Origin of the sequence: Haloarchaeobius salinus (assembly GCF_024464185.1) — an archaeon.
Lineage (GTDB): Archaea > Halobacteriota > Halobacteria > Halobacteriales > Natrialbaceae > Haloarchaeobius > Haloarchaeobius salinus.
On record NZ_JANHAU010000007.1, the window covers coordinates 1 to 23,394 of the forward strand.

The 23,394-nt window shown below is 57.5% G+C and carries 24 protein-coding genes and 2 pseudogenes; 10 read left to right on the top strand and 16 right to left on the bottom strand.

The genetic code is table 11. The annotated features are described in order from the left end of the window. A partial coding sequence (locus tag NO345_RS17815; RefSeq protein ID WP_256301529.1) for a hypothetical protein occupies window positions 1-695 on the top strand: 695 nt, incomplete at its 5' end. 5 nt (window positions 696-700) lie between these two features. On the opposite strand, the pseudogene NO345_RS17820 reads toward NO345_RS17815, so the two are convergent. Beyond that, window positions 701-1,057: pseudogene (locus tag NO345_RS17820) on the bottom strand (RNA polymerase subunit sigma-70); the annotation flags it as partial. A gap of 174 nt (window positions 1,058-1,231) precedes the next feature. On the opposite strand from NO345_RS17820, the gene NO345_RS17825 reads away from it, so the two are divergent. From NO345_RS17825 to hutH, 5 genes are all read left to right on the top strand, one after another. Continuing rightward, window positions 1,232-2,392, top strand: a complete 1,161-nt coding sequence (locus NO345_RS17825) for a pyridoxal phosphate-dependent aminotransferase (RefSeq protein ID WP_256301531.1) — start codon at window positions 1,232-1,234, stop codon at window positions 2,390-2,392. Between the two features lie 171 nt (window positions 2,393-2,563). Beyond that, a complete protein-coding gene (locus NO345_RS17830; RefSeq protein ID WP_256301533.1) occupies window positions 2,564-3,937 on the top strand; it encodes an aromatic ring-hydroxylating oxygenase subunit alpha in 1,374 nt (457 codons plus the stop codon). Beyond that, complete coding sequence (locus NO345_RS17835) at window positions 3,934-4,440, top strand: aromatic-ring-hydroxylating dioxygenase subunit beta (protein WP_256301535.1); 507 nt, start codon at window positions 3,934-3,936, stop codon at window positions 4,438-4,440. Before NO345_RS17830 ends, NO345_RS17835 begins: the two co-directional genes overlap by 4 nt. Before the next feature lie 2 nt (window positions 4,441-4,442). After that, the gene (locus tag NO345_RS17840; protein ID WP_256301537.1) at window positions 4,443-4,931 is read left to right on the top strand and encodes a hypothetical protein; all 489 of its coding nucleotides are present in this window, start codon (window positions 4,443-4,445) and stop codon (window positions 4,929-4,931) included. A 70-nt stretch (window positions 4,932-5,001) separates the two neighbouring features. Then, window positions 5,002-6,555 carry a histidine ammonia-lyase gene (gene hutH, locus NO345_RS17845; RefSeq protein ID WP_256301539.1) on the top strand — a complete coding sequence of 518 codons (1,554 nt, stop codon included), beginning with the start codon at window positions 5,002-5,004 and terminating at the stop codon, window positions 6,553-6,555. 125 nt (window positions 6,556-6,680) lie between these two features. On the opposite strand, the gene NO345_RS17850 is transcribed toward hutH, so the two are convergent. Beyond that, complete coding sequence (locus NO345_RS17850; protein WP_256301541.1) at window positions 6,681-6,995, bottom strand: ImmA/IrrE family metallo-endopeptidase; 315 nt, start codon at window positions 6,993-6,995, stop codon at window positions 6,681-6,683. 270 nt (window positions 6,996-7,265) lie between these two features. On the opposite strand from NO345_RS17850, the gene NO345_RS17855 reads away from it, so the two are divergent. Beyond that, a complete protein-coding gene (locus NO345_RS17855; RefSeq protein ID WP_256301543.1) occupies window positions 7,266-8,483 on the top strand; it encodes a hypothetical protein in 1,218 nt (405 codons plus the stop codon). 14 nt (window positions 8,484-8,497) lie between these two features. On the opposite strand, the gene NO345_RS20050 is transcribed toward NO345_RS17855, so the two are convergent. The 11 genes and pseudogenes from NO345_RS20050 to NO345_RS17900 form a co-directional block, all read right to left on the bottom strand. Further along, window positions 8,498-8,608 (bottom strand): DUF8012 family protein, encoded by a 111-nt coding sequence (locus NO345_RS20050; protein ID WP_497007333.1) that lies wholly within the window; start codon window positions 8,606-8,608, stop codon window positions 8,498-8,500. 429 nt (window positions 8,609-9,037) lie between these two features. Then, entirely contained in the window at window positions 9,038-10,063 is a 1,026-nt protein-coding gene (locus NO345_RS17860; RefSeq protein ID WP_256301545.1) for a single stranded DNA-binding domain-containing protein, read from the bottom strand. 657 nt (window positions 10,064-10,720) lie between these two features. After that, complete coding sequence (locus tag NO345_RS17865; protein WP_256301547.1) at window positions 10,721-11,767, bottom strand: PAS domain-containing sensor histidine kinase; 1,047 nt, start codon at window positions 11,765-11,767, stop codon at window positions 10,721-10,723. A gap of 333 nt (window positions 11,768-12,100) precedes the next feature. Next, window positions 12,101-12,337: pseudogene (locus NO345_RS19895) on the bottom strand (PIN domain-containing protein); the annotation flags it as partial. Beyond that, window positions 12,327-13,511, bottom strand: a complete 1,185-nt coding sequence (locus NO345_RS17870; RefSeq protein WP_256301550.1) for an RNA-guided endonuclease InsQ/TnpB family protein — start codon at window positions 13,509-13,511, stop codon at window positions 12,327-12,329. The gene NO345_RS17870 and the pseudogene NO345_RS19895, both read right to left, overlap by 11 nt. A gap of 78 nt (window positions 13,512-13,589) precedes the next feature. Then, window positions 13,590-13,850 (bottom strand): hypothetical protein, encoded by a 261-nt coding sequence (locus NO345_RS17875; RefSeq protein ID WP_256301552.1) that lies wholly within the window; start codon window positions 13,848-13,850, stop codon window positions 13,590-13,592. Next, a complete protein-coding gene (locus tag NO345_RS17880) occupies window positions 13,847-14,797 on the bottom strand; it encodes a helix-turn-helix domain-containing protein (RefSeq protein WP_256301554.1) in 951 nt (316 codons plus the stop codon). Before NO345_RS17880 ends, NO345_RS17875 begins: the two co-directional genes overlap by 4 nt. Window positions 14,798-15,055: 258 nt before the next feature. Next, window positions 15,056-15,622: a hypothetical protein gene (locus tag NO345_RS17885; RefSeq protein ID WP_256301556.1), complete on the bottom strand. Its 567-nt coding sequence runs from the start codon at window positions 15,620-15,622 to the stop codon at window positions 15,056-15,058. Continuing rightward, a complete protein-coding gene (locus NO345_RS17890; protein WP_368407896.1) occupies window positions 15,619-15,987 on the bottom strand; it encodes a hypothetical protein in 369 nt (122 codons plus the stop codon). The genes NO345_RS17885 and NO345_RS17890 overlap by 4 nt, the downstream gene beginning before the upstream one ends. Window positions 15,988-16,084: 97 nt before the next feature. Then, complete coding sequence (locus NO345_RS17895; RefSeq protein WP_256301560.1) at window positions 16,085-16,414, bottom strand: DUF8158 family protein; 330 nt, start codon at window positions 16,412-16,414, stop codon at window positions 16,085-16,087. Between the two features lie 2 nt (window positions 16,415-16,416). Continuing rightward, a complete protein-coding gene (locus tag NO345_RS17900; RefSeq protein ID WP_256301562.1) occupies window positions 16,417-16,773 on the bottom strand; it encodes a DUF8105 family protein in 357 nt (118 codons plus the stop codon). A gap of 278 nt (window positions 16,774-17,051) precedes the next feature. Here NO345_RS17900 and NO345_RS17905 point away from each other — a divergent pair, with 278 nt between their 5' ends. Beyond that, complete coding sequence (locus NO345_RS17905) at window positions 17,052-17,405, top strand: hypothetical protein (protein ID WP_256301564.1); 354 nt, start codon at window positions 17,052-17,054, stop codon at window positions 17,403-17,405. Window positions 17,406-17,475: 70 nt separating this feature from the next. Here NO345_RS17905 and NO345_RS17910 read toward each other — a convergent pair whose 3' ends face one another. From NO345_RS17910 to NO345_RS17920, 3 genes are all read right to left on the bottom strand, one after another. Next, complete coding sequence (locus tag NO345_RS17910) at window positions 17,476-18,153, bottom strand: helix-turn-helix domain-containing protein (RefSeq protein WP_256301565.1); 678 nt, start codon at window positions 18,151-18,153, stop codon at window positions 17,476-17,478. A 224-nt stretch (window positions 18,154-18,377) separates the two neighbouring features. Continuing rightward, complete coding sequence (locus NO345_RS17915) at window positions 18,378-18,659, bottom strand: DUF3006 domain-containing protein (RefSeq protein WP_256301566.1); 282 nt, start codon at window positions 18,657-18,659, stop codon at window positions 18,378-18,380. Beyond that, a complete protein-coding gene (locus tag NO345_RS17920; RefSeq protein ID WP_256301567.1) occupies window positions 18,659-20,062 on the bottom strand; it encodes a lamin tail domain-containing protein in 1,404 nt (467 codons plus the stop codon). Before NO345_RS17920 ends, NO345_RS17915 begins: the two co-directional genes overlap by 1 nt. A 192-nt stretch (window positions 20,063-20,254) precedes the next feature. Between NO345_RS17920 and NO345_RS17925 the strand changes: the two genes are divergently transcribed. Both NO345_RS17925 and NO345_RS17930 read left to right on the top strand, forming a co-directional pair. Further along, entirely contained in the window at window positions 20,255-21,190 is a 936-nt protein-coding gene (locus NO345_RS17925) for a homing endonuclease associated repeat-containing protein (RefSeq protein ID WP_256301569.1), read from the top strand. Between the two features lie 615 nt (window positions 21,191-21,805). Further along, entirely contained in the window at window positions 21,806-23,020 is a 1,215-nt protein-coding gene (locus tag NO345_RS17930) for an orc1/cdc6 family replication initiation protein (protein WP_256301571.1), read from the top strand. Window positions 23,021-23,394 lie beyond the last annotated feature (374 nt).

The following is a 23,394-nucleotide window of genomic DNA, read 5'->3' on the forward strand; positions in this document are numbered from 1 at the left end:
CGTTGCAAGCGAGTCAGTGCTACGCCACGACCGGAGCACGCATCCACCTCGACGTCGATGTCGATGGGGCGTCTCTCGGTGAACACGTCACCGTCGACGGGACTTCCGAAATCGATGTCTCCGTCGCGGGAACTGGCCCCCTTACGGATGTCGACCTCTTTCGCGACGGCGAGTGCATCGACTCCGTCGACTGTACGACGGGTGCCAGTCGATACGAAATCCGGTGGTTCGGCACGCGACCACGAGTTCGAGATAAAGTCGTCGACTGGAGCGGCGGGCTCACACTCGACGCCGGTTCGTTCACCGATGTCGAACCCTTTGGCTTCCAGCATCCCGAACACGGGCTGACGTCGACAACTACGTCGAGTCTGGAGTGGATCAGCAAAACCGCGGGCAACCATCAGGGAGTTCGTTTCGATGTCGACGCCCCGGCGGACGCAACGGTCTCACTCCACACGCCGATGTACAACGGTTCGTTCCACATCGACACGATTAGCGACGACCGCATCAGCGACTTCGATTCGGTCGACGGAGAAATCGTCTGCCGTGAGATCGGAGCTACGACCACGACTGATACGACTTTGACGTTCACCGACGACCCAGACCCAGGCACTCACATCTACCACGTCAGGGTTCGACAAGCTGACGGTGAGATGGCTTGGGGTTCACCCATCTCCGTTATGACCGAGCACTGACCCACTCAATCGAGTTCCATCCGATAGTTCGCATCAGTCTCGACGTCGTCGTACATCCGGTCGAGCACGTCGAGTGTAGATTCGAAGGTTACGTAGTGTTCGCTGGCGTATTCGACTGTCTCTTCGAGCGGGATGACGGGCCGGCCATCGACCATGTCGGTCGTGATGTCTGGCTGTAGCTCGAGGACGATCTGTATCGCCCCGTCAACCTCCTTTGCCGGAAGGCGTTCCTGTGTTGCTGGGAGTCCGAACTGGGAGAAGAAAGTCGTCCACGCATCGAATTCAGACTCGGTAACCGCGATGAACAGCGGATAATCGTCTGGGGTACGCGCGACCTGGTAGCCGCCGCGAGTCCAGACGTAGCCGCGGGCAGGAGGTATGATGTAGTGGACTGGGACACCCCTCGTCCCGAGTGAAAGCATGCTATGGAAGGGTCCTGTGGTGAGGGGGTGCTTTCGGACAGGGGGGTGACGCCTAAACCAGTTGGATATTCATGGTGAAGAATATTGTCTGGCTTCCGTGTGGGATGATACTGCATGCCAACTGACAGACTACAGGATGTTCCGGGATTCGATATCGACGAGGTCGCCGATGCCGCAGGCGACGATCCCGAGGTGTTGCGACTCGAAAACCTCGACGTGAACCTCATGTCCGAGTTGCTGCCTGAAGAGGTGAAGTCGGCAACTCGTGACGCTGTAGGTACGTTCGACGCGAACAGTTACCTCCCATTCATCGGGAAGAAAGACCTTCGTGAAGCGGTGGCACGCCAGACGAATGACCGCTCGGGTCACGACTACGGTGCTGAAAACGTCGTTATCACCTGTAGCACGGGGGAGAGTGTTCTCGATGCTCTCCTTGCGATGATCGACCCTGGAGACGAGGTCGTCCTGACGGATCCGATTTACGCTGGTATGATAAATCGGACGCGCCTCGCTGGCGGTGAACCATCGTTCGTACCGTACGTGAATGCTGGTGACGAGTGGCGGTTGGACGTCGAGGTACTTCGGGAAACTGTGAGCGACGACACCGAAGTACTCCTGCTGGTCAATCCGTCCATGCCGTCCGGGGCAGTCCTGAGTCGTGAGGAGTGGGAGACGATTCGCGACCTCTGCCAGGAACACGACATCTGGTTGCTCTACAACGCGATTTGGGAGTCAGTGCTATTCGACGATCTGCCACTGATTCATCCTGTCTCCCTGCCTGGAATGGCTGAGCGGACCGTTATCGCTGGCTCAGTGACGAAATCATACGGGATGATTGGCTGGCGCGTGGGCTGGATCGTCGGCCCCGAAGAGTTCATGAACGACGCTGCTCGGACCCACATCTACAACACGACAACGCCTGGTGGCATCGGACAGGCAGGCGCGCTCGCTGCCCTCGAGTCCGACTTCGAACCAAGCGAGTACGTACCCGAACTGCAGCGTCGGCGGGATACAGTCACCGAGCAATTACGCGATATTGGCGTCACCACGATTCCCTCGAAAGGTGGATGGATGCAACTGATGAACGTTGAGGAGCTGGGTTACGATTCTTCGACGGCGTCGGATCTCCTTCTGGAGGAAAGTAAGGTCGCTGCGACACCGATGCGCCACTGGGGTGACGAGAACAGCGATCAGTACGTCCGGATCGTCTTCAGCAACGAGCCTGTCGAGCGACTCGAAGAACTCGGGGATCGAGTCGAATCCGCGCTTCTGTAGTAGCTTCAACCTTTGGACAGTTTGGTGTTATAACCTCTCCACAAACCCTAAAATTATTTTTCAATAGAGGGTCTGATATTCTCGAAGTGCTAATTTAGCTCTCCACTATATTTAATACACCCTCCAATTGCTGGCATTCACCTTAACCAATGATACTGAGTACCTAATGACATGGGAATAGAGAGGAATACAACTAACTCGATGCCTGCGGCGGCGGATGTCATCGAACAAGTTGGGTCGATTAAAGAAACGGGGACTATCCCCTCCCAGATCCACAACGACGACGAGATTCACCAGCTGGAACTTGAGCGAGTTTTCAGTGATACTTGGGTACTCGTTGGTCACGAATCGGAGATTCCGGAGCCGGGTGACTACGCGAAACGCTACATCGGGGACAGTCCTTTCATATTCGTCCGCGACGACACCGGTGAAGTACAGGTCCTCTTCGACTCGTGCCAACACCGGGGCACGACGGTCGTCCGTGCTGAACAGGGCAACACGTCGTACTTCCGGTGTCCGTACCACAACTGGACGTACGATACCACGGGAGAACTTGTCGGTGTCCCACACAAAGAAGAGTTCTTCAAGGAGCTCGATACCTGTGAGTACGCCCTTGACTCTGCGCCACAGGTCGATAGTTACCGCGGTCTCGTGTTCGCGTGTCTCTCTGCCGATGCTCCGTCACTGGAGGAGTATCTCGGCGATTTCACGTGGTATCTCGACCTCCATCTGCAGTTTGCTGATGGCGGGATGGAAGTGGTTGGGGAGCCCATTCGGTGGGAGATCGATACGAACTGGAAGATTGGGGCTGACAATTTCACCGGCGATTCCTATCACACGCTTGCGACACACAAGTCTGCCATGGACTTGGATATCTTCCCGCCGGAACTCTCAGCGGCCGGGGCGGAGCGAACTCCCGCAGACATCACTGAGTGTAGCGGGCACTCCTGCATGCTTGCGTATCTGGAGAACCAGGAGTACGCAGGTGGCTACCCGGAGGACATCTTCACGGATACTCACCTCTCCGATGACCAGCTTCGGCTCGCGAAACGACTGGTCTCGAGTGTCGGTACCGTCTTCCCGAACATGTCGTTCCTCCAGATGAACCTCAACCCTGATCCGGAGAACCGCGAGGTTACGGCGTTTCTGAACGTCCGAAAGTGGCAGCCTGTCGGGCCAAAGAAAACGCAGGTATGGAACTGGATTCTCGTTCCCCGGGGTGCCTCTGAGGAGTTCAAACAGCGCGCATACGATACCGGCATCGGAACGTTCAGCGTGGCTGGAAACTTCGAGGTCGACGACTTCGCAGTCTGGGACGGCATCGCAGAAGCAGCCGGGAGTACGTTCGGGAAGAAGATCGGACGTGAATCGAACTTCCAGATGGGAGTCGGTGATATGAGTGATTCGGACGAGATTTCGGACGAGTTCCCGGGACCTGGGGAAGTGTACGGCACGAACTTTGAGGATGGAACGATGCAGACGTTCTATCAGAGCTGGTACCGTGCGATGACTGGCCAGCACATTGACCCGGAGGATAGCCAATGAGCGACCGATTCGAACTCCGACTGCAGTGTGAGGAATTCCTCTACAGGGAGGCCGAGTTCCTCGACGACGGCAGGCTCCACGATTGGCTCGAACTGCTGACTGACGATGTCGAGTATCGCGTTCCCAGACGAGTCACCCGTGAACGGGGGAGTGAAGAGTCTGAGTTCAGTGACGACGGGTTCCACTACCGAGAGGACCTCGGGACACTTAGGACCCGTGTGAAACGGTTCGACCGCGAGTACGCCTGGGCAGAGAACCCTCCATCACGAACCCGGCGGTTCGTGAGCAACGTTCGGGTGGAGGAGACGTCGGACGATGAGGTTCGGGTGAAGAGCAACCTGTTGCTCTATCGGAATCAGGGCGACACGACGGACTCAGACTTGCTCGTCGGAGAGAGACACGATACACTCCGTCGTGTAGATGGGTCATTCAAGCTCGCTCAGCGGGAGGTACAACTCGACCAGACGATACTCGATACGCGAAACCTCTCGTTCTTCCTGTAGCTATGAGTGATAACTCTCTGACGACGACGGTGACTGTAACGCCGCTCACCCGTGTGGCTACTCAGGGAACAGCAGTCGTTGTACGCCGAGTAACCACTCCGAAAGGAGCCCGGTTAGAACTCGATGCATCGAGGGTCGACGAACGCATCCGTCTCGATGCAGTCACGTTAGAGTGTCTTGCCTGGCAGGATCGCTCGACATTTCTCTCGTTCCTCGACCAACAGGAACAGTCTCGGCCAGCCGACGAGCTTCTCGTCCAGCGAGAGCCTGGTGATAACCTGACTGAAGAACTCACACGAATAACGAACGAGTTCGGGCATGTCGAGATACAGGTGCCTGACACGGACACACCGACGTGGGTTGAACTGGTGGCACCAAAGCTCGGCTACACGACCCGATTGAATGCCGTGGCTCTCGAGAGTATCGCGTCTCAAGACCAGAGTACGTTCACAGAACTGCTCCGGCAACGATTGGAGGACCCAAAGACATGAAACTGGTGTCATATTTAGTTGCAGTAGTGGTAGAAAAGCGGTTGAACGCACCGAATACGGAGGGAAAAGAATGACAATTGAACTGACCGGTGAGGATTTGACGATTGAAAGCGCGGTTGCCTGTGCCCGTGACGGGGAGGACGTTGCGGTGAGCGACGAGGCACTAGAGCGAGTCCGGAAGGCCCGGTCCAATCTGGAATCGAGAATCGGGACGGGAGAGATAATATATGGCGTCAACACTGGTTTCGGTGCAAGCCAGAACGAAGTCATCGATTCCGAGGATGTGACGACGCTGCAAACGAACCTGATTCGAAGTAATGCGGTCTGTGTTGGCGACCCCGTTGAGGAGGACGAAGCTAGGATGATGATGCTGCTTCGTCTCAACTCCCTTCTCTCGGGGAGTTCCGGCGTTCGGGATCATGTCATTCTGAAGCTCCGGGACCTGCTGAATCGTGGATTCTATCCCCACGTCCCACGGAAAGGTTCGGTCAGTGCAAGCGGCGACCTCGCGCCGCTCGCCCACATCGCGCTTGCGATGCTCGGTGAAGGCAAAGCGTGGAACGGAGAGGAATGGGTGCTGTCGAGTGAAGTCCTGGACTCGATTGGAGTGGAACCACTCTCCACTGACGACGGTGAGACCGGTCTCGAGGCCAAGGAGGGGCTCGCACTCATCAACGGGACGAACTACATCACTGCTGTTGCTACGCTGGCTGTTCACGACGCAGAGCGGTTGCTCGATACTGCCGATACTGTTGGAACGATGACTTTAGAGGCGTTCCGTGGGATCAGTGACCCGTTCCGTGCGGAGATCCACGAATTACGGAACCATCCTGGCCAAAAAGAGGTGGCGAGACGTGTCAGGGAGGGTATCGAAGGTAGTGAGTTGGTCACGGCCGCTGCAGAGGCGGATCGGGCACAGGACTCCTACTCGCTGCGGTGCATCCCACAGGTACACGGTGCGAGTCGGGACACGGTCGGCCACGTTCGAGCGGTTGTCGAACGGGAATTGAACGCTGTCACTGACAACCCGCTCGTGTTGAACCAGGGTGAGGGAGACGTGGTTTCCGGAGGGAATTTCCACGGGCAACCAATCGCATTCGCCATTGACCAGCTTTCGATGGCGATTGCAGAGATAGCGAACATCTCCGAGCGTCGGATCTTCAAGTTAACCGGTGGTGAGCCCGAGGGTCGCACTGATGGGACGACGGCGAGTGAGGACTCGGATGAGCTCCCACCGTTCCTCGTCGAAGATCCGGGATTGAACTGTGGGTTCATGATGCCACACGTGACTGCAGCGGCTCTCGTCTCTGAGAACAAGACGCTCGTGCATCCGTCGTCGACGGACTCGATTCCAACATCGGACAATCAGGAAGACCATGTGAGTATGGGCGCAAACGGCGCGAACCATCTCGTTGAGGTTCTCGATAACGTCGAGACAGTGCTAGCTATCGAGCTGTTCGCCTCGTACACTGCACTGGACTATCGGACTGACAGTCCCGGGAAGAAAGCGAGCGAGATCGTCGACACGCTTGAAGAGACTGTTGAGCCACTCACGGAGGACCGACTGATGCAGGAAGACTTTGTGAGCTTAAGATCGCTGGTTCGTACTGGGGAAATCGAGTAGTATTTCCACGAAGTAACAGCCTGTTTTTTGACACCTCTGGCAGAGTAGTGCTCCTCATACATGAATGGGAATTCTAGTATCCTAAGAGAAGGTTGTGTTCCGGAAGTCCAGTTCAGGATGGGGAGCTACTGTGTCATTTTGACCGCGTCGATGATTTCCTGTGCGGTATCCACAATGCGCTGCAATCGCTCCTGGATCGTCTCGGCGGGGTCCCCGTTCCAGGCGGCGACGTAGAACGCGCGGTTCGAGGCGTCGAGGCCGAAGTACTGCGAGACCACGTAAGCAGTGCTCTCGGCTTCGACCTCGCGCTTCTTGCGTTCGTTTGGATCGTCGATGTCGAAGTGCAGCAGGGCGTGAGCGTACTCGTGGGCGAGCACACTGGCCACCTGGGCGTCGTTGTCGACGTCCTTGATTTCGACGAGCAACGAGCAGTCGTACATGCTGGGCTCGGTGCAGACGCCTGCCGCGTCGCCGTGGGTCCATTCCTCGGGGAGATCACACGGACTCCCAGCTCCGGTGCAGCCCCGAGGAGCGCGTCGAGGATGTCGTCTTCACTCCCGTCGCCGTGGGCGGTGGTATCGAGTTCGGGAAGCGGCTCATCCTCGGTCTGGGAGACGTTACCGATAGCTGAAGGACGAACTATGATGTCAATAAATTATAATAGGAGGAAAGACATATGATATTATAAAACTTATGTATCACAGATAACAGTGAAGCCTCAAATTTATAGGTTAGTCGTTGTAGTCACCATTCTGTTATTTTTGACAGGATGTTCAGGGATCAATGGTCAATCAACGCAACGGGACGTTTTTACTCAAACTACAACCCAGGAGGCAGTAACCAAAACCCAGTCCGCCACAGATTCAGAGAAAATCAGCCCAGACTTGATCTTTAGCCGAATGAGTAGCTTGCTATCACTCACCTCACCACCAACGGTAACTACGATTCCTGTCCAAAACGCAAGTCCACCGCAGGGAAGACTACCGGTGTTCGTAAATTTCACCGGCATGGAATCACGGCAACAGGTAGAATCACCGGCATATGTTACTGGAATTGGTAATGTCGTTTACGAGGAGAGTCTCCGGAACTCAGGCGATGAATTTCAATTGATTCTAGCACACGAGTATGTCCATATTGTACAGCGTGGAAATAATCAACTGGAAACGGTTACTCAAATAAACAGACAGGACCCGCTCCTATTTGATTCTCGGATCACTACCACTGCGGTTAGTGAAGGTAGTGCCGTCTTTGTGACAGAGGCCTATCGAGTACAATATGTCAGAGATGCCCAGTCACGACCCGAGATTAGAAGAGGTGATTACCAGAATCGAACAGGGATTGCAAAGCTTAGCGCAGGGGCTTATTATTTCGGTTATGAGTACATAAATAATTCCATCGGCACTCCATCTCAATTGACCTCCATCTATTCCTCACCTCCAGAAACTACCGAAGAGATCATACACCAGCTTCCTCCGGGTTCAGAGCCAGTCCCATCTCTCAACACGACAATTGAGCCTGGATTATGGGACCAAAATCCAACGAATATCCAAGCCGGTGAGATGTACATCCGGTCTATGTTGGGGTCATATCTCAGTGAAGAAGCCGCGGCGCAAGGATCGTCTGGCTGGGGTAATGACAGTGCTTACACATTCACAAACGGTGATCAAACGAGTATCGTGTGGGTCACAAAGTGGGATACAGAATCGGATGCCCGAGAGTTTGAGACCACAGCAAGTGAGTATCTAACAATGCGGGGCGAGCAAATCGATATTGGTTGGAATATTGATTTAGATACTGACAGAACGACGGCCAGTATCTATACTCCAACAAACGACACTGTAATTCTCATATTTGGACCGGAAAATACGAACCGTCAAACTAGAATTTTCACCAACGGATCTGGTATTACAATTGAATATCCAGAATAGTCCGAATGAGACCCTCAAAAATCTCCGTCTTCCAACCGATAGACTTCGAACTGGTTGAAGTTGCTAAGCACACGATGCATCCGGTCCCTCTGTTCGGCTTGCTGATTCATGGTGGCATCTCCCATTCTTCGGTGCGGATAGACATTCCACTGTGACTGTCGTCGGACTTTAGGGACCTACTCTGTTAACCAACAGATTCAATCTATGCCCTGTGCTGTTGGTTAATCCACGACCTTCCTCCTGCACTCTCCTCGTGGACCGCTTTCCGAAATTCCGGGTGGTTTTGGACGACCTCGTAGACATTGTCGTACCGTTCGAATTCTGCTCCTTCCGTTTCTGCTGAGTGATCAGTCCACTGTTGGTTTTGGGATTTCTGATTGAGGTTGTGGCTGCGCGCGCAGCGGAGCGAGCACGGAGCGGAGGGCGGGGCGGTGGGGTTGCGGTGCCAGGCAAGATGTGACCAGACAGAGAGGGCACAGGGACGACTCTCACAGCTCCTCCGTCGAGTCGGCAAAAAAGAGAGCACAGTGGGGCCAAGAGAAGATGCTGCGAGCTCAGTCCCGGAGTACGTCCAAGCGCTGCTCAGTCGACCCCGTGCTGAAGTCCGCATGGGTCACTGTCCCGTTTCGCGGACTCAGCCCATCACCGCGTTTGAGCACGGTTACCTCTGACTCCGACGTCACCGCCAACGTCGGCTGGCCGCCGTACCAGCCCACCTCGCAGTTCAGCAGTCGGACCCGGTCACCCTCGCGGAGCACCGTCCCGACCTGGGAACGCTTCCAGATCGTCAGCTTCGCCGTCCCCGACCCGTCATCGAGCACGCCGACCTGTTGCTGGTTGACCGCCGCCGGCTGGTAGAGCGTCGTCACTTCGGCTTCGACATTCGCCTGGATGGCGTACTTGGGGTGGCCCATCCACTCCTCGATGGTCGCGATGGGCTGGATCGCATCCGTCCCTTTCGCCACGTCTTCGTTCGTCTTCAGAACGGCCGCCGTCAACCCCATGTCCTGGCACGCGACCTTCTCCGCGAGTTGCTTCGCGTAGGCTCCCCGAGACGGCCCACGAAAGCGCTCAGCCAGCTGCATCCCGTATCGGTTCACCCCGCCCAGGGTGTCCGCGTCGAGTTGTTCACGCGGGTCGACGTCGGGGTCGCCACCGCTCCCGAGTACGCCTCGCTCTCTGAAGTCACGAATGCGCTCGCTGGACTCCTGCTCCGTCTGCAGCCTGCACGACGACTCTCGGTCGACGCCTGCCCTGTCCGCCGCCAGCGCTCGCTCTCGATACCGACCCAGTTCCTGTTCTTCGGCCAGCCGCCGTTCCTCCGCCTCGAGCGTCGTCCCGTACGGGTGGTCCAGACCGGATTTCCGGCTCCAGTCGTAGTCGATTCGACCCTGGCGTTCGAGTTTGACGGTGGGTCGCAGCTCAGGTGCGTGTTCCCCACATGCCGCCCCCGCCAGAAGTTCGTCTTCGTCCTCGATCGCGTCCTCGAGGGTCAGTTGTTCAGTCGCCTGTACGTCCGAACCTTCATCACGGATCGTGTTTCTACTAGACATTGGGATCTCATTCCCGAAGGCGCTCACAGAGCGTCCACAACCGCGACCTCACTCGCGGTTTTCTGCATCACCGACTGACCAGACACGTCTGCGCGCTCTCGCTCGCGCCTTCGCGAGCGCCCTTGGGCGCGAGCGAGAGCGCGCCTGCATGAGGTGGCCCCAACCAGCACCGCGCGCCGACCCGCCCGGAGCGAGCGGCCAGCGCATTCCCCGTTCGCCGCGACGCAACCACGTCCGTCGCGGGCGGCGTAGCCGCGGTCCGCAGGACCCGAACGGGTGAAGCGCTGGCGTCGAGGGCACATTCACTTTAGCCCGGCAGCCCGCCCGCTACTGCAGGCAGGCAGCCCGGAATGGTCGGTCGCGAGCGACGCGGAGGGCGGCAGCGGCGAGCGGTGCGAGCCGTATCGTACACATCGGCCAGCCGAGAGAAACTAATGCCGGCTCAAAAAACCACAGCTGAGTCGTTCGTTGAACCACCGAATCCCGGCCAAATAACGCCCAAGAAGAGCGGTACTGAAAGCGCTAGCAGCTGGAAAACGGAGCGACCAGCGGATCGACATTCACTCTGGAGAACCAGAGCGTCCGACCGCTGGTGTCACGGCGACACTGACACGGGGTGTCGCTGCCGCTTACTCAGTCGTCCCCAAGAACAATCCATCGTACCAATTTGCCGTGTCGGTGTAGTTACTCTGCGAGTGGGAGCTGGACAACGAAGACAGCGCCTGACGGCTCATTATCCTCCACCCAGATTTCGCCACCGTATTCGGTGACAAGCGTGTCAACAAGATAGAGACCGATTCCCGTGCCGGGACTTCCGAGGCCCCGTTCCCCTTTGCCGAACACGGTGTCTTTGTGATCGTCGGGGATTCCGGGCCCATTGTCGGCGATTCGAACTTCAACCTCGTCGTCTCGTACCGCAAACGAAACCTCGATATGAGGCGTCTCCGCGTCGTTGTGTTGGACAGCGTTGTTGAGGAGATTCCGGAAGACCGAACTGAGCATACTGTTAGCAGCTACCTCCACATCAGGCGGAGAGTTCTCCAGTACGAACTCTGCCTCTGGGAAGGATTCCTCGCGAAGCGACAGCTCGGTTTCGAGGACCGAACACAGTGGCACAGGTTCCACGGTGAGCGCTTCATCCGAAACGACTGTTTCCACGTACTCACGTGCAACCTCAGTCAGTTCAACGACGTGTTCACCGCTGGCAAGGATCTTCTGCAGGTATTCGCGCCCCTCGTCGTAAACGTGATCGTCGAGCATTTCCGCCCAGCCGAGGACGACCGCCATATCGTTACGGATATCGTGTCGAACAATCCGATTCAACAGTTCAAGCTCTTGCTCGCGTCGTTTTTGATCCGTGATGTCGGTGGAAATGCCGATGATCTCCGAGACATTTCCCGCCTCATCGTGTAGTATAACTTGCCGATTGAGCGTCCACCGGACCGAACCATCCGGGCGAACCACGCGCCCTTCATACTCGGTGTCACGGAGTTCGTGGGTTGACTCCTCGATGTTTGCGCGAACACGCTCTCGGTCGTCGGGATGAATCGTCTCAATCAGTTTCCCGATGTCGTCGTCGATTTCGCCAGGTGGGATACCCCAGATGTCTTCGAAGCCAGCACTGATGTACTCGAATTCCCCCGGTTCGGATGCTGTCCAGAGAGCGACGCCGTCCAGTTCATCAAATAGCGATCGAAAATCACGACGCTTCCCCAGCGGTTCATTGCTCATACGGCTTCCTGAAGACCAAATCGTATAAACTCTGGTTCGTAACTCTCGACTTCCCGAGTTCTCGTCAGCTAGTCGCGGCGAGCGGTGCGTGCCGTCACGGGCACACCTGTTCAGTCGGCTACGTCGCTCGGTGATCCATCCACTATCCTGGCGGACTCAGAAAGGGCGAGGCCGTCTCGGTCGTCCCCCGACCCCGCAAGCACCGCAGGGACGAGGCGCGCAGCGGCGGTCGCGGGACGTCGAGTGGCCGAGGGCTTTCGTATGTCGTGTTGCTTTTGAATGTCGGTGGGTATGCGATGTCGACTCCGTCGCTGGCGGAGAGCCTTAACCAACAGAACTACCGCTAATAATTGTGACCCAGCCTTCGTCGAGCGCGGTTCGAACGCGATCCGTCTTTGGGCCACCAAGTTCACCGATTACGCGTCGGGGGAGTTTGCAGACGACGCCCGCGTTCTGAACTGCAGTTCGGAATCGCCGATACTGCGAGTTCGAGGGGGCGCCGATCGCGTAGAAGATATTCGCGTCGACGAGAACGTCCTGACCGGCAGAGAATGGTGTGTCAGCACTCATCGAAGGAATTCACCATCCCGGACTTGAGGGCGAGATGACCGTCGCCCAACCCAGAGGGGCGTTCGCCCTCCGGTAAAGTTAGCAACTTCAATCCGATGTTCTTCGCCGCATTGTAGTCGCCGTCGATCGAATACCCACACTCGGTACACTGGAACCATCCGTCTGAGTTGCGGTTCGTGCTAGACTGATGTCCACACCGAGAACAGGTCTGCGAGGTAAATGCAGGCGGAATCTGCTCAACACGGATACCGTACTCGCTGGCCTTGTACGCCAGCATCTCTTGGAGTTCGCGGAACGCCCAGTTGTGCAGCTGTCGCTTCACGTGGTCGTTCTGATTGTCCATTTGCTCACGGATGTGAGTCAAGCGTTCGACAGCGATGAACGAACAGTCGTGGGCGTCGGCTTCTTCTACGATACGTCGGGAAATCGTGTGCAGGCGATTCAGCACGAAGCGGGTTTCTCGCCCCGACAATCGCCGGAGAACCTGCTTGGCGGAGCGAGTGCCTTTGTGCTGAAGGCTCCGACGCACGCGGAAGAAGTGATTCTGTCCCCACAGTAGTTCGCCACCGTCGTAGAACGACCCCGTACTGGTCACGGCGACGTTCTTCAGGTTCAAATCCACACCCAGTACCGTGTTACCATCGCGTTCTTCGACCGCTTTTTTGATGACGATGTGGAGGTAGAAGGCGTCCTCGTCTTCGCGGTAGTGGAGCGTCCCCATCCGCTTTTCGTACTCGCCATCATCGAGGTACGATTTCTGGTAGTCACCGAGAACATACTCCACACTGACTCTGCCGTTGATCGTCGAGAGTGTGGCAGACCTGTCTTTGAGTGTCAACGTTCGTTTGTCGTAGACGGCAGACGGTTCTGTGAACCCTGGGAGTGGTCGACTGGTACCCTTCTTCCAGTCTGCGACGGTTGACTTCATCGCCTCAACGGCTTTTGAGTACGCTCGGACACAGAGGTTCGCGGGCAAGTCTGTCTCGTCTCGCAAGTCGTGGTACACTCGGTCGTGTATTTTCGACTTGGTGAGGATGAGGGAGCCGTCGTCGTTTCGCCCATGCTGGACGGTGTAGTTGCAGGCGTGGTTAAACTGGTCGATGGTCTGATGAAGGTCTTCCTGTCGGTCGTCGGGAACCGAGAGTTTGACCGGAACAGTTCGCTTGACCTCCATCTGGTACTTTACTTGTCCCGTAATATTTCATAAACCTGCGGCCGACGTGGGGGAGTCTGAGTGCTATCGCTCGTTGGTTCATTCGAGCCGTGTCGGATTCCTCCCACGGCTAAAGCCGTGAGCTTCCTCCTTGCATCTCTGTGATTGGAGTGTCTGCGAGACGTGCTCGAACTCGTCGACGACCCCAATTCCTAGGTCGATATCTTCGGTCTGGTCTTTCAGCCCATGCACGGTCATCGCAGAGCCGCCGAGGAGGTACGCCTCGATGGGCTCAGAGAGCCAGGTGTCGAGCTCTTCGAAGAACGTTCGAATCGCGTCGCCACCTCTGAAGACAGTCATGGTACCTCGTACTGATCTTTGAGTGCACGATATTCTGCCTCTCTTGGGAGGACGATCGGCGACTCGTCCGGAATATCGAACTCGCCGTGAAGGGCTTGATACATTGCTGTCACAGTCGACTCAAGGCCGTACCAACTGGCGGTGTCAGTGAGGGTTTTTTGCTCGATATCGAGTGCCTCGATCAACAGCATCGAATAGCTGACGCGTCGGGTCCCATTGTCGAGAACCAGCGTGTGGCGGACAACCTCGGCAGGAGTGAGTTCCTGGTCGGGAGCGTACCAGAACGCCGGCTCGCCCGCGAGGAAGAACTGGAGGCCGTATTCTTGGAACTTCCCAAGCCCGGTCAGTTCCCAGTCAGGCGCTGATTGCAGTTCGCTCGTATCTTCGGCGGTCTGCACGCGCACGAGTGCTCGCTTCGGGTCGTACCACTCGAGAGTTGCACTCGGTGCGAGGTCACGAACCCGCGTCCGGTGCTCGTGGCGAACCACGGCTCGAGCGAACGTGAGCAGTGGCGCGAGGTCGTCATTCAACGCGTATTCTGGCCCGGAGGGTGACAGGAATGCCCGATGCTTGAGCGGAGACAACGCCTTGGTGACGCTCTGGCGGGTGATACCGAGTCTGTCCGCAATCTCGCTGGTACGACGGGGTTCGTCGAGATACCAGCACACCCGGAGGGTCGCCGGCGAGAGCAGCTCTGGCCAGTCGACGTGACCGAGTTTCGAACGGAGTGTGCGGTATGCTTCCCCGACAGGGTGGTCTGTTACCCGGACCTGACGCTGGTTGTTGTTTCCCCGAACTTCTGCGAGGATTCCGTCGCTGGTCAATGTATCAAGCACGTCGTAGAGGTGTGACTGGGAGTATCCGGTTGCCGTCGCTAGCTCGTCCGGGGTCGCCTCACGGCCAGTACTGAGCGCGTCCAGCACCGCGATACCAGCCCTCGTAATCATCTGTGTAAACCTATGCGCGGATTCGTATAAATAGGTTTCTGGATTTTAGTTTACGGTATAGGGTTCAGGACGTATTCTAAGATAGGTGAACAGAAGCATATCAGGGGAAACGGTCGAGAGGAGACGAAACGCAGCTTCGTGTTGCGGCGGGATGCCGAGCGGCCGAGGGGTTTCATGAGTCGTCGCGCTGCTTGGTGTTCGGCGTAGTGACTCATGGACGAGGCTACTCAGACGTACTGAAAGCCATCTGCAGGACAGCTACTCTTCGAGCCGCTGGAGCAATTGCGTAACGTAGGGGCTATTCTCCCAACTCCGATGTGGGCTGATCGCTGAGATCAGCGTTCTGGCCTCCTCGGTGGTCATGTGTCCGTTCCGGGCGTAGTCACAGATGAGCCGCGGTGTCGGGACGATCCGCGGCCCCTGCAGGACCGCGTGGATGAGTGGGAAGTTCGTCCCGCCGAACTCGTCGGTGAGAAAGCCGTCGACGTCGAGCGCGTTCGCGAGGACGATGCCATCAGTCTCGCCATCGTCGAGACCAAAGGTTGGGCGCGAGTCCGGGATATCATCCCGTTCGTAGGGATCCTCAACGGTGTAGTACTCGCGGGCCGCGAGGACGTTGTTCGCAGCAGCAGCGTGGATATCCTGATACTGTGTTATGTCGCGGAGCTCCGAGAGTACTTCTGGCGGAACGAACACGTCGCAGGATGTTAGCAGGTACTGGAATGGGTCCGGAACGGTATCGATTGCTGTGTCAGCACGAGGCACGGCCAGACTCACCAGCGCGCTCGTGTCGGCGACGACTGTCCGCAGTCGATTGCCGCTCATCTGTCGTCTTCGGCTGCGGTATCGACTGTCGTCGCGTCGCCGTCGTAGATGTCGACGTCGCCGGGGGCAGCAAGATCGAGTGGTTCGTCCTCGAGGTCCGCTTTGAGGAGACGGAGTCGCTGGGCCGTTTCAGCACCGACCAACTGCTTCACCGTCTCGAACTCGAGCTGGTCGTCGTAGTATTTCGTCGCGACTAGCTCCTGGAATGTCTCACTGTCGGCTGTGTCTTCGATGTACTCCCGGATGGCCTTGACGAGCAGATCCGTCCGATCCTTGTCGAAGAGGTCCGCAATCGCATCGAGCCGGTCGACGAGGTACTCCGGGGACTGGAAGTGTACCCGACGTGGATCGTCGTTCGCGCTCATTCTATGTGCAAGTTTTGCACAAAGGTAGATAGGTGTTTCGCTGAATGTGCAGAGCTTGCACATCAGGGCGCTAGAATAGGAATTTCCTACACCAGTCTCAGTCGTTGTCCTGTGCGTTCAGTTCGTCGAGGAACTGGCCAGCGGTCGTCCCAATCCGAACACCGTCGACGTTGTGTATCTCGAGGTCGTGGGTGGCGCTCCGGAAAGGCATGCCGTCGACGAGCACGCGGTGAATGACGGTGCGGACGGATTCCATTCCGTACCGGTCGACGATAGTCGTCATCAACTCGTCGAGATGCCCATCTTGGTGTTCCAACCGGGGCTGCTCTGCGCGCTCGAGAACGAGTTCGACTACATCCTCGACCGATGCGTGATCGGGATTTCCGGTTCGTTCACGGACATCGTAGACTGCCTCGGAATCGGACATCGTCACCCTCCTGAGGTGGTCTCGTCCCGTTCAGTCGTCGATGACTCCAACCGTCGGTGGCGACGAATCTCGGAAAGCGCCTCTTCGAGCGTCGCCAGATCATCGATTGCGGCGAGTTCGTCGGTGATTTCACCGACGAGCGCGGCACGTTCGACAGCGGTCTCGTCACCCGCAGTCCTCTCGATGGACGCAACGCGAAGCTGGCGCTCTTCGTGCCACCCACAGTTCCAACAATCCTGAATCATCTCGATGCACTCGTTCACATCCGCAGCAAGGATCGCTTCTGTGGGTGACGTCGAAAGAGGACGATCTGTCCCGACTTCGAGTGTGAGCGAAGACCCGCACGCGGAGCAATCCATATCAGTCTGGATGGTGTTGACGGTGGTCAACGTACTGGAGGTGTGTCACTTAGTGGCCTCCGAAAGAGCCGGACTCAGACAACTAGCGGTGTCACGATAGACCACCCCCCAGCAGTCGACGACGAGGTGATCCTCGGGACTGTCGATCAAAGAGTAGTGGGGCAGGCCGGACAACATCAATCGATGAGAAATCGTCGCCAAGGCGATGTCAGAGACGAGTTGGCTGGTATCAAGACCTGACAGTTGTAACTAAGCTACTCTACACCGGACTTTGATGTATGGCTGGTGAGACACCCGACTTTGTCCAAGATGCACTTGACGAGGCCAAGGCGGCGTTTGAGCCGTCCGTGAATCCTGAAGAGCTGGAACCAGACTACCCCGCGGACATGACTCCGAAAGAGCGGGTCGATCACGTCCTCACGAACGAGTATCCACGGTGGCAGGGGGTAGAGTGGATAGCCGCTGCTGCCGACACAGATATCAAGCAGGTCCAAAGTGTTCTCCGAGAGCGTCTCTCTGAGGGAGAAGTTGAGATCTCCAGCCAAGGGGTAAGGCGGAACAGCTACCACGTCTATTTCGAGGAGGTGAGAAAGACGACCGAGCAGCTGGATGAACAGGGACAACTCTGGTAGTAGGGTCGGGAGTCTCCAGTAGCCGTCAGGTAAGGCCAGATTCAGCTCCGGGTCTGACAACGGACGATTATCAGTCTCGACCCATCGTACTATGATGCGAGGTCTCGATATCAACGTCGTATTCGCTGGCGATGATTTCCAGCGCGGGCTCGTACGCTGGCCGGTTCTGCAGCATCTGATCGATTGCGCTCTCTAAGGGGACGACCGGACTTCCGTCCACCCATTCGACGTCGAACCCGTCAGGTTGCGGGAACAACACGTAGTGTACGTTCCCGTCGACGTCGCTGGCATCCGGGCGCTCGTTGATCGTTGCCTCGATTCCATACTGTTCGAAGAACGCGATCCACCGTTCGATGTCTTGGTCGTGGACCTGGATGAACACAGGATAGTCGTCGTGACTGCGGGCGATCTGGTACCCGCCGTGTGTCCAGACGTACGCGGCATCGATCTCTGTGTACGCGAACTCCATGCCGGCGAAGTGCGGAATGATGTAGGCGTCTTCCTGTGAGACTGCGTGCCGACTGTACACCGCAGCCATCATTTCGGCGTACTGCTGTCGCATCGCGTGGTCGATGACCTGGATTCCAGTATCGGTATTGGAGATAATATCTTCGGCTTCTAACCGTTCGACCCAGTCGTACGTCCACGAGTACGATTTCCCGATCTTGTTCGCGATACGGTTGATTGAATCGCCACGCTTCGCTGCTATAACGATTTTCGCAGCTGTCGCATCGATCAAGTCTTCCATCTGTAGTTGCAACCCTTTCCCAGAGCGCTGAACTCGGTCTTGATTATCGCCAACGCGATGATGACTAATAGAAGTTCCGTCGTGGTAAGGTAGCAATTGCGACGCTGGGCTGGTCACACAATCGTACCAACTGACTTGGTTAGTCTCGCTGCGAGGTCCCATCTCGTCAGTCCCCAATTTTCGGGGCCAAACAAACGCTCAGTCGAACCGAACGTACCTGTCGTTCACTCTTTTTCCGGCCGCTCGTCCGGTAGCTCGCTCGATAGGCGGTCGAATCGTGACTGGGCATCGGCACGGCGCTGCTCTGTGTCCTGTTCTCGATACCGAATCGAGACCGTCTCGTCCGAGATCTCGAGCTCGAAGATTGCGTCCTGGTGGCGGCCAGCTTTCGGGAGCATGCCACGCGCCACGCTGATCTCGTCCACCTGCTCACCATCTTGCTCGAGCAGCAGGACGGCGGTCGATTCCTCGAACCGGTCGAGGACGGCGGTGTAGGTTTCAGGCATCAGTAGCTCTCCTCGATGACGACTGTCCCATCATCAGTACGCACAAACACGGTATCGCCGGCGTTGTTCCAGACGGCAGTTTCCTGGCCCCAGTACAGGTCGGTCGCTGAATCGGTCCCACTCCCGCTGTGGATAGTCACGCGCTCGCCGGGCGCCAGCGTGAAGCCGTCAGGGAACTCGAACGTCTTCCCGGCCTCGTCGAGGAGTTCCCAGCCACTCAGGTCCAGTGCCGCATCGCCGCTGTTCTCGAGGACGACGTACTCGTCGTTGAGGTTTTCGTTGTCGTTGCCCTCGGCATCGGCGTTGATGTCCACGAGCGAGATCTCCCCGCCACCGTCGGTGGCCACATCGGTCGCGGGCGCAACAGAGTCAGTCCCCACGATCGTCTCTCGGACGACCGCCTCGCTGTAGGTCCCTGGTTCGACGGGGTCGCCAGACCGGAGCGACGTCGGGTCAGTCGGTGCCTCGTCCTGGGTGGCGATACTGACCGCGCTCCCGTTGCTGTAGACCACGACGTTCCCGTGGGTCGCAGTCCAGTAGGTCGGGATCGAGCGGCTGGCTAATCGCTGCAGGGCTTCCTCGTGGGGGTGGCCGTACTGGGAGTCGTACGCGCTGGTGACCACGACGACCTGTGGCTGGACGGCGTCGAGGAGGCCCGACCGGGAGCTGGAGCGACTGCCGTGGTGGCCGGCTTTGAACACGGTCGAATCGAGCTCGGCACCGTACTCGTCGACGAGTGCTGACTCACCCTCGACTTCGGCATCGCCGGTGAACAGGAAGCTCGTCTCGCCATGGGTCACACGGAGCACGAGGCTGTTCTCGTTGCGCTGTCCGTTCGCGAGGAGGTCCTCTGGTGGACCGAGCACGGAGACGTCGACCCCATCCACAGGCATCTGTGCGCCTTCGCGAGTCTGGTAGAGGGGCACCTCGTACTCCTCAACCGCGTCGAGATACCGGCTGTAGGTGTTCGAACTCGACGCGAGGCCGGGGTCGTAGACGGCGCCGACGCCCTCACCCTCCGTCTCGAAGTACTCGATGACCGCTGCGTGGCCGCCGATATGGTCCGCGTCGGCGTGCGAAGTCACGAGATGGTCGATGCGGTCGACGCCGATCTCCTGCAGGTAGTTGATTACGTACTCTCCTTCTTCCGGCCAGTCCCCGCTATCGATGAGCATCGTCTCGCCAGCCGGTGTTCGTAGCAGGATGCTATCCGACTGCCCGACGTTGATGAAATGGACCTCCAGGGTCCCGTTCGCCGTCACAGCGGTATCCTCATCGACGGGCGTCGCTCCCTCAGTCGGATTGTCGGTCGGTGTCGCCCCCGAGTCGGTGGGGGCGGCACACCCGGCCAGGGCAATCATACAGACGATGACGAGGACGATCACCCGGCGTGAAGCGCGCATGATGACACGCTTCTGCCCGAGTCGCAAAAGCATACCCCTGGCTGCAGACGAGAAGGTGCCTGCGCTGGGTGAGTACTGGGGGTTCGAGGCTGTTAACCAACTCACAACGGCTGTTGGTTAACCAGGTGCGACTGGAAACCGGAACTGCTTCCAGTAAGTAGGACGTTCGAAAAAACACGCAGGGGACAGACCGTGACCGAGAGAGAAACGTTGCTCGCGGAGCTCCACGCGCTCGAAGAAGAGCTCGGTCGAGCGCCCGACATCGCTGACCTGCTTGAGGCGAATGACGTTTCCCCGCTCACAGCGTTTCAGGACGAGTTCGGGTCGTGGTACCGGGCACTATGGGCCGCCGACATCACCCCGACGGAGCCGCCGAGCTACTGGACCAAAGCGGACATCGAAGCCGGACTGTGGGCTCTCGGAGACGGGCCGGATGCGCCGCCGGTGACCGGCGACCTCACACGGGGTCCCATCTATCCATCGCTGACCGTCATCCACAACCGGTTCGAGAGCTGGGAGGCCGCACTCGAAGCTGCGGGCTACGACACGCCCGTGGACCCGAACAAGAAGTGGACCGAGGAGGAGTTGCTGGAGGACCTGCTCACACTGGGCGAGGCACTGGACCGAAAACCGAAGGCGGTCGATGTCGCACACGAGGCGGACATGGCCGCGCCGAGAACGTACGACCACGTCTTCGGGTCCTGGAACGCCGCCCTCGAGGAAGCTGGATTCTCCGCGACGCCAGTCGGTAACCCACGAGAGTATTCGGACGAGGAACTCATCAGCGAACTCCGGTCGATAGCTGCGGAGCTCGATCGACAACCACGGATGGTTGATGTCGGAGAAGATGATGAGTCTCCATCTCCGAGCGTGTTCAGGGATCGGTTCGGGACCTGGCCTGCTGCGCTGGCGGCTGCAGGTATCGAGACAGAATTCGAGCGAGCTCCACAGTATACCGACTCGGATCTTCTCGACGCACTCCGAACGCTCACAGAGAGAGTTGAGCGCACACCGAATATCGACGACCTGAATGAATTCGACGATCTGCCGGCACCAGCGACCTACTATCGCCGATTCGAGTCGTTCACCGAGGCGCTGGAGCGCTCCGGAGTCAGCTCGAAGACGTGACTACCCACGAACGAAATGTTGACTTTCCAATATTATAGTTCGATACGTCTCCCAGAAAGCACTGGAAATGGTGGGGTAGGGTGGCTGGTGGAAAGCATTGGAACCAGTGGGGTGGGTACTCGTAAGTGAGGTATAGCACTGGAACCAGTGGGGTGGAAGCGTGGTCCTCCATCCCACGTCGTATAGGCCACACCCCTCATACCGAGTGAAAGCATGGCATCGAACGGCCTCGGGACGGCACACCACTATGTCCAGTGTCTTTTCCGGTGTTGTCTTGTGGTTTAGACACCACTGTGTCCGGTGTCTTTTATATATCCAAGGTGGACACAGACACACCACCATGTCCAGTGTCTCGGCGTTCTAGCATGGGGACGAGCCCTTGAAGAACTATACACGTAAGAAAAGTTTAAATCATAGTGCTGTGAGCTAGTCCGTAGGATACCAATTTACCGGCTTAGACAGGGTCACGCGACAACCAACAGCAGCGGCCGCTTACACTAACATCCTAAGACACTGGACATGGTGGTGTGTATCTCCCCCAGTCTCGGGACACACAAGACACACCAGACACGGTGGTCCCTAGATTTATATTCTCACCGAAACACCACGAGCAGTATGGGGTTGTTCGAGCCAGACACCGACATCTATCGCGACCGTGACGCCCTCCGCGAAGACTACCAGCCAACAGAAATCATCGGTCGCGACGACGAACTCAACCGGTATATCAGCGCTCTCCAACCCGTAATCAACGGTGACCAACCCAACAACATCTTCCTCTACGGCAAAGCCGGCGTCGGCAAAAGCGCCTGCACGCGCTACCTGCTCGACGAACTCAAACAGGACGCCACCCGGCACGACGTCACCCTGTCGACGATCTTCACGAACTGCGAAGACCTCAACACGAGCTATCAGGTCAGCGTCGAACTCGTGAACGAACTCCGACCGCCGGATGACCAGATCAATACCACCGGCTACCCACAGCACCGCGTCAACGAGATGCTATGGGAGGAACTCGACAGCCTGGGCGGAACGGTCATCATCGTGCTCGACGAAGTCGATCACCTCAGAAACGACAGTATCCTCTACCAGATCCCGCGGGCTCGCGCGAACGGCAATCTCGACGACGCGAAAGTCGGCATTATCGGCATTTCGAACGATTTCAAATTCCGTGACACGCTGTCGTCGAAAGTCCAATCGAGCCTGTGCGAGAAAGAACTGCAGTTCCCAGCGTACGACGCGGAGGAACTTCGCGCGATTCTCCGTCAGCGCGCCGACACGGCGTTCTATGACGACGTGGTTTCGAAGGACGTGCTGGCGCTGTGTGCGGCGTTCGGCGCACAGGACGCCGGGGACGCTAGGCAGAGCCTTGACTTGTTGATGGAGGCGGGCGACCTGGCGGCCGAGGAGAATGTGGAGGAACTCACCGAGTATCACGTCAGGGAGGCACGGTCGCGAATGGAGGAAAGCCGTGTCAAGGACGGCATTATCGGGCTAACTGATCAGGGAAAGCTTGTGCTGTATGCGTTGTTGATGACTGAGCAGGCTGGGAAGACGCCGACAAGGGCGCGTGACCTGCAGGCGCGGTACGAACTCGTCTGTGATCGGTATGGTGTGAGCCCGTTGGTGCCGCGTCGGATGCGTGACCATCTGAACGAACTGGCGATGCTCGGGATTGCGAACTCGACCGAGCGCAACGAGGGCGAGGCGGGCGGCCGGTACTATGAGTACGAGCTCGCGACCGATCGCGAACTGTTGTTGGATGCGCTGTCGGATACGGTAGATAACGTCGGCGACCCAGAACGCTTGAAACAGCAGTTTCAGCGCTCGTAGCCCGAGAAGACACTGGACATGGTGGTGTGTATTACTGGTGTATGATTACCATTGGAAAGACACTGGACACAGTGGTGTGGGGTGCTTCTGGACACGTCGGATTACCCGAGGACGTCCCCTCTCGCACGGTGATTAACCAACACGAACTCGTCTGTTGGTTAACTAATCTCCACGGTGTCGTGGTTACATTGCGTCACGATGGCTCTATTGAACGCCATTAGTTCAACACAACTCTCTGGAACAGGTGTTAGGTAGGTGTGCAGATTGACCGAAGGTTATTCAGGAGACAGCCATTATCAAGGCGTACCCATGGCCCTCCCTTTGCCGGCAGTCATTACTTACAGTTTCGTTGCTGCTGCTGTCGTCGGCCTCAC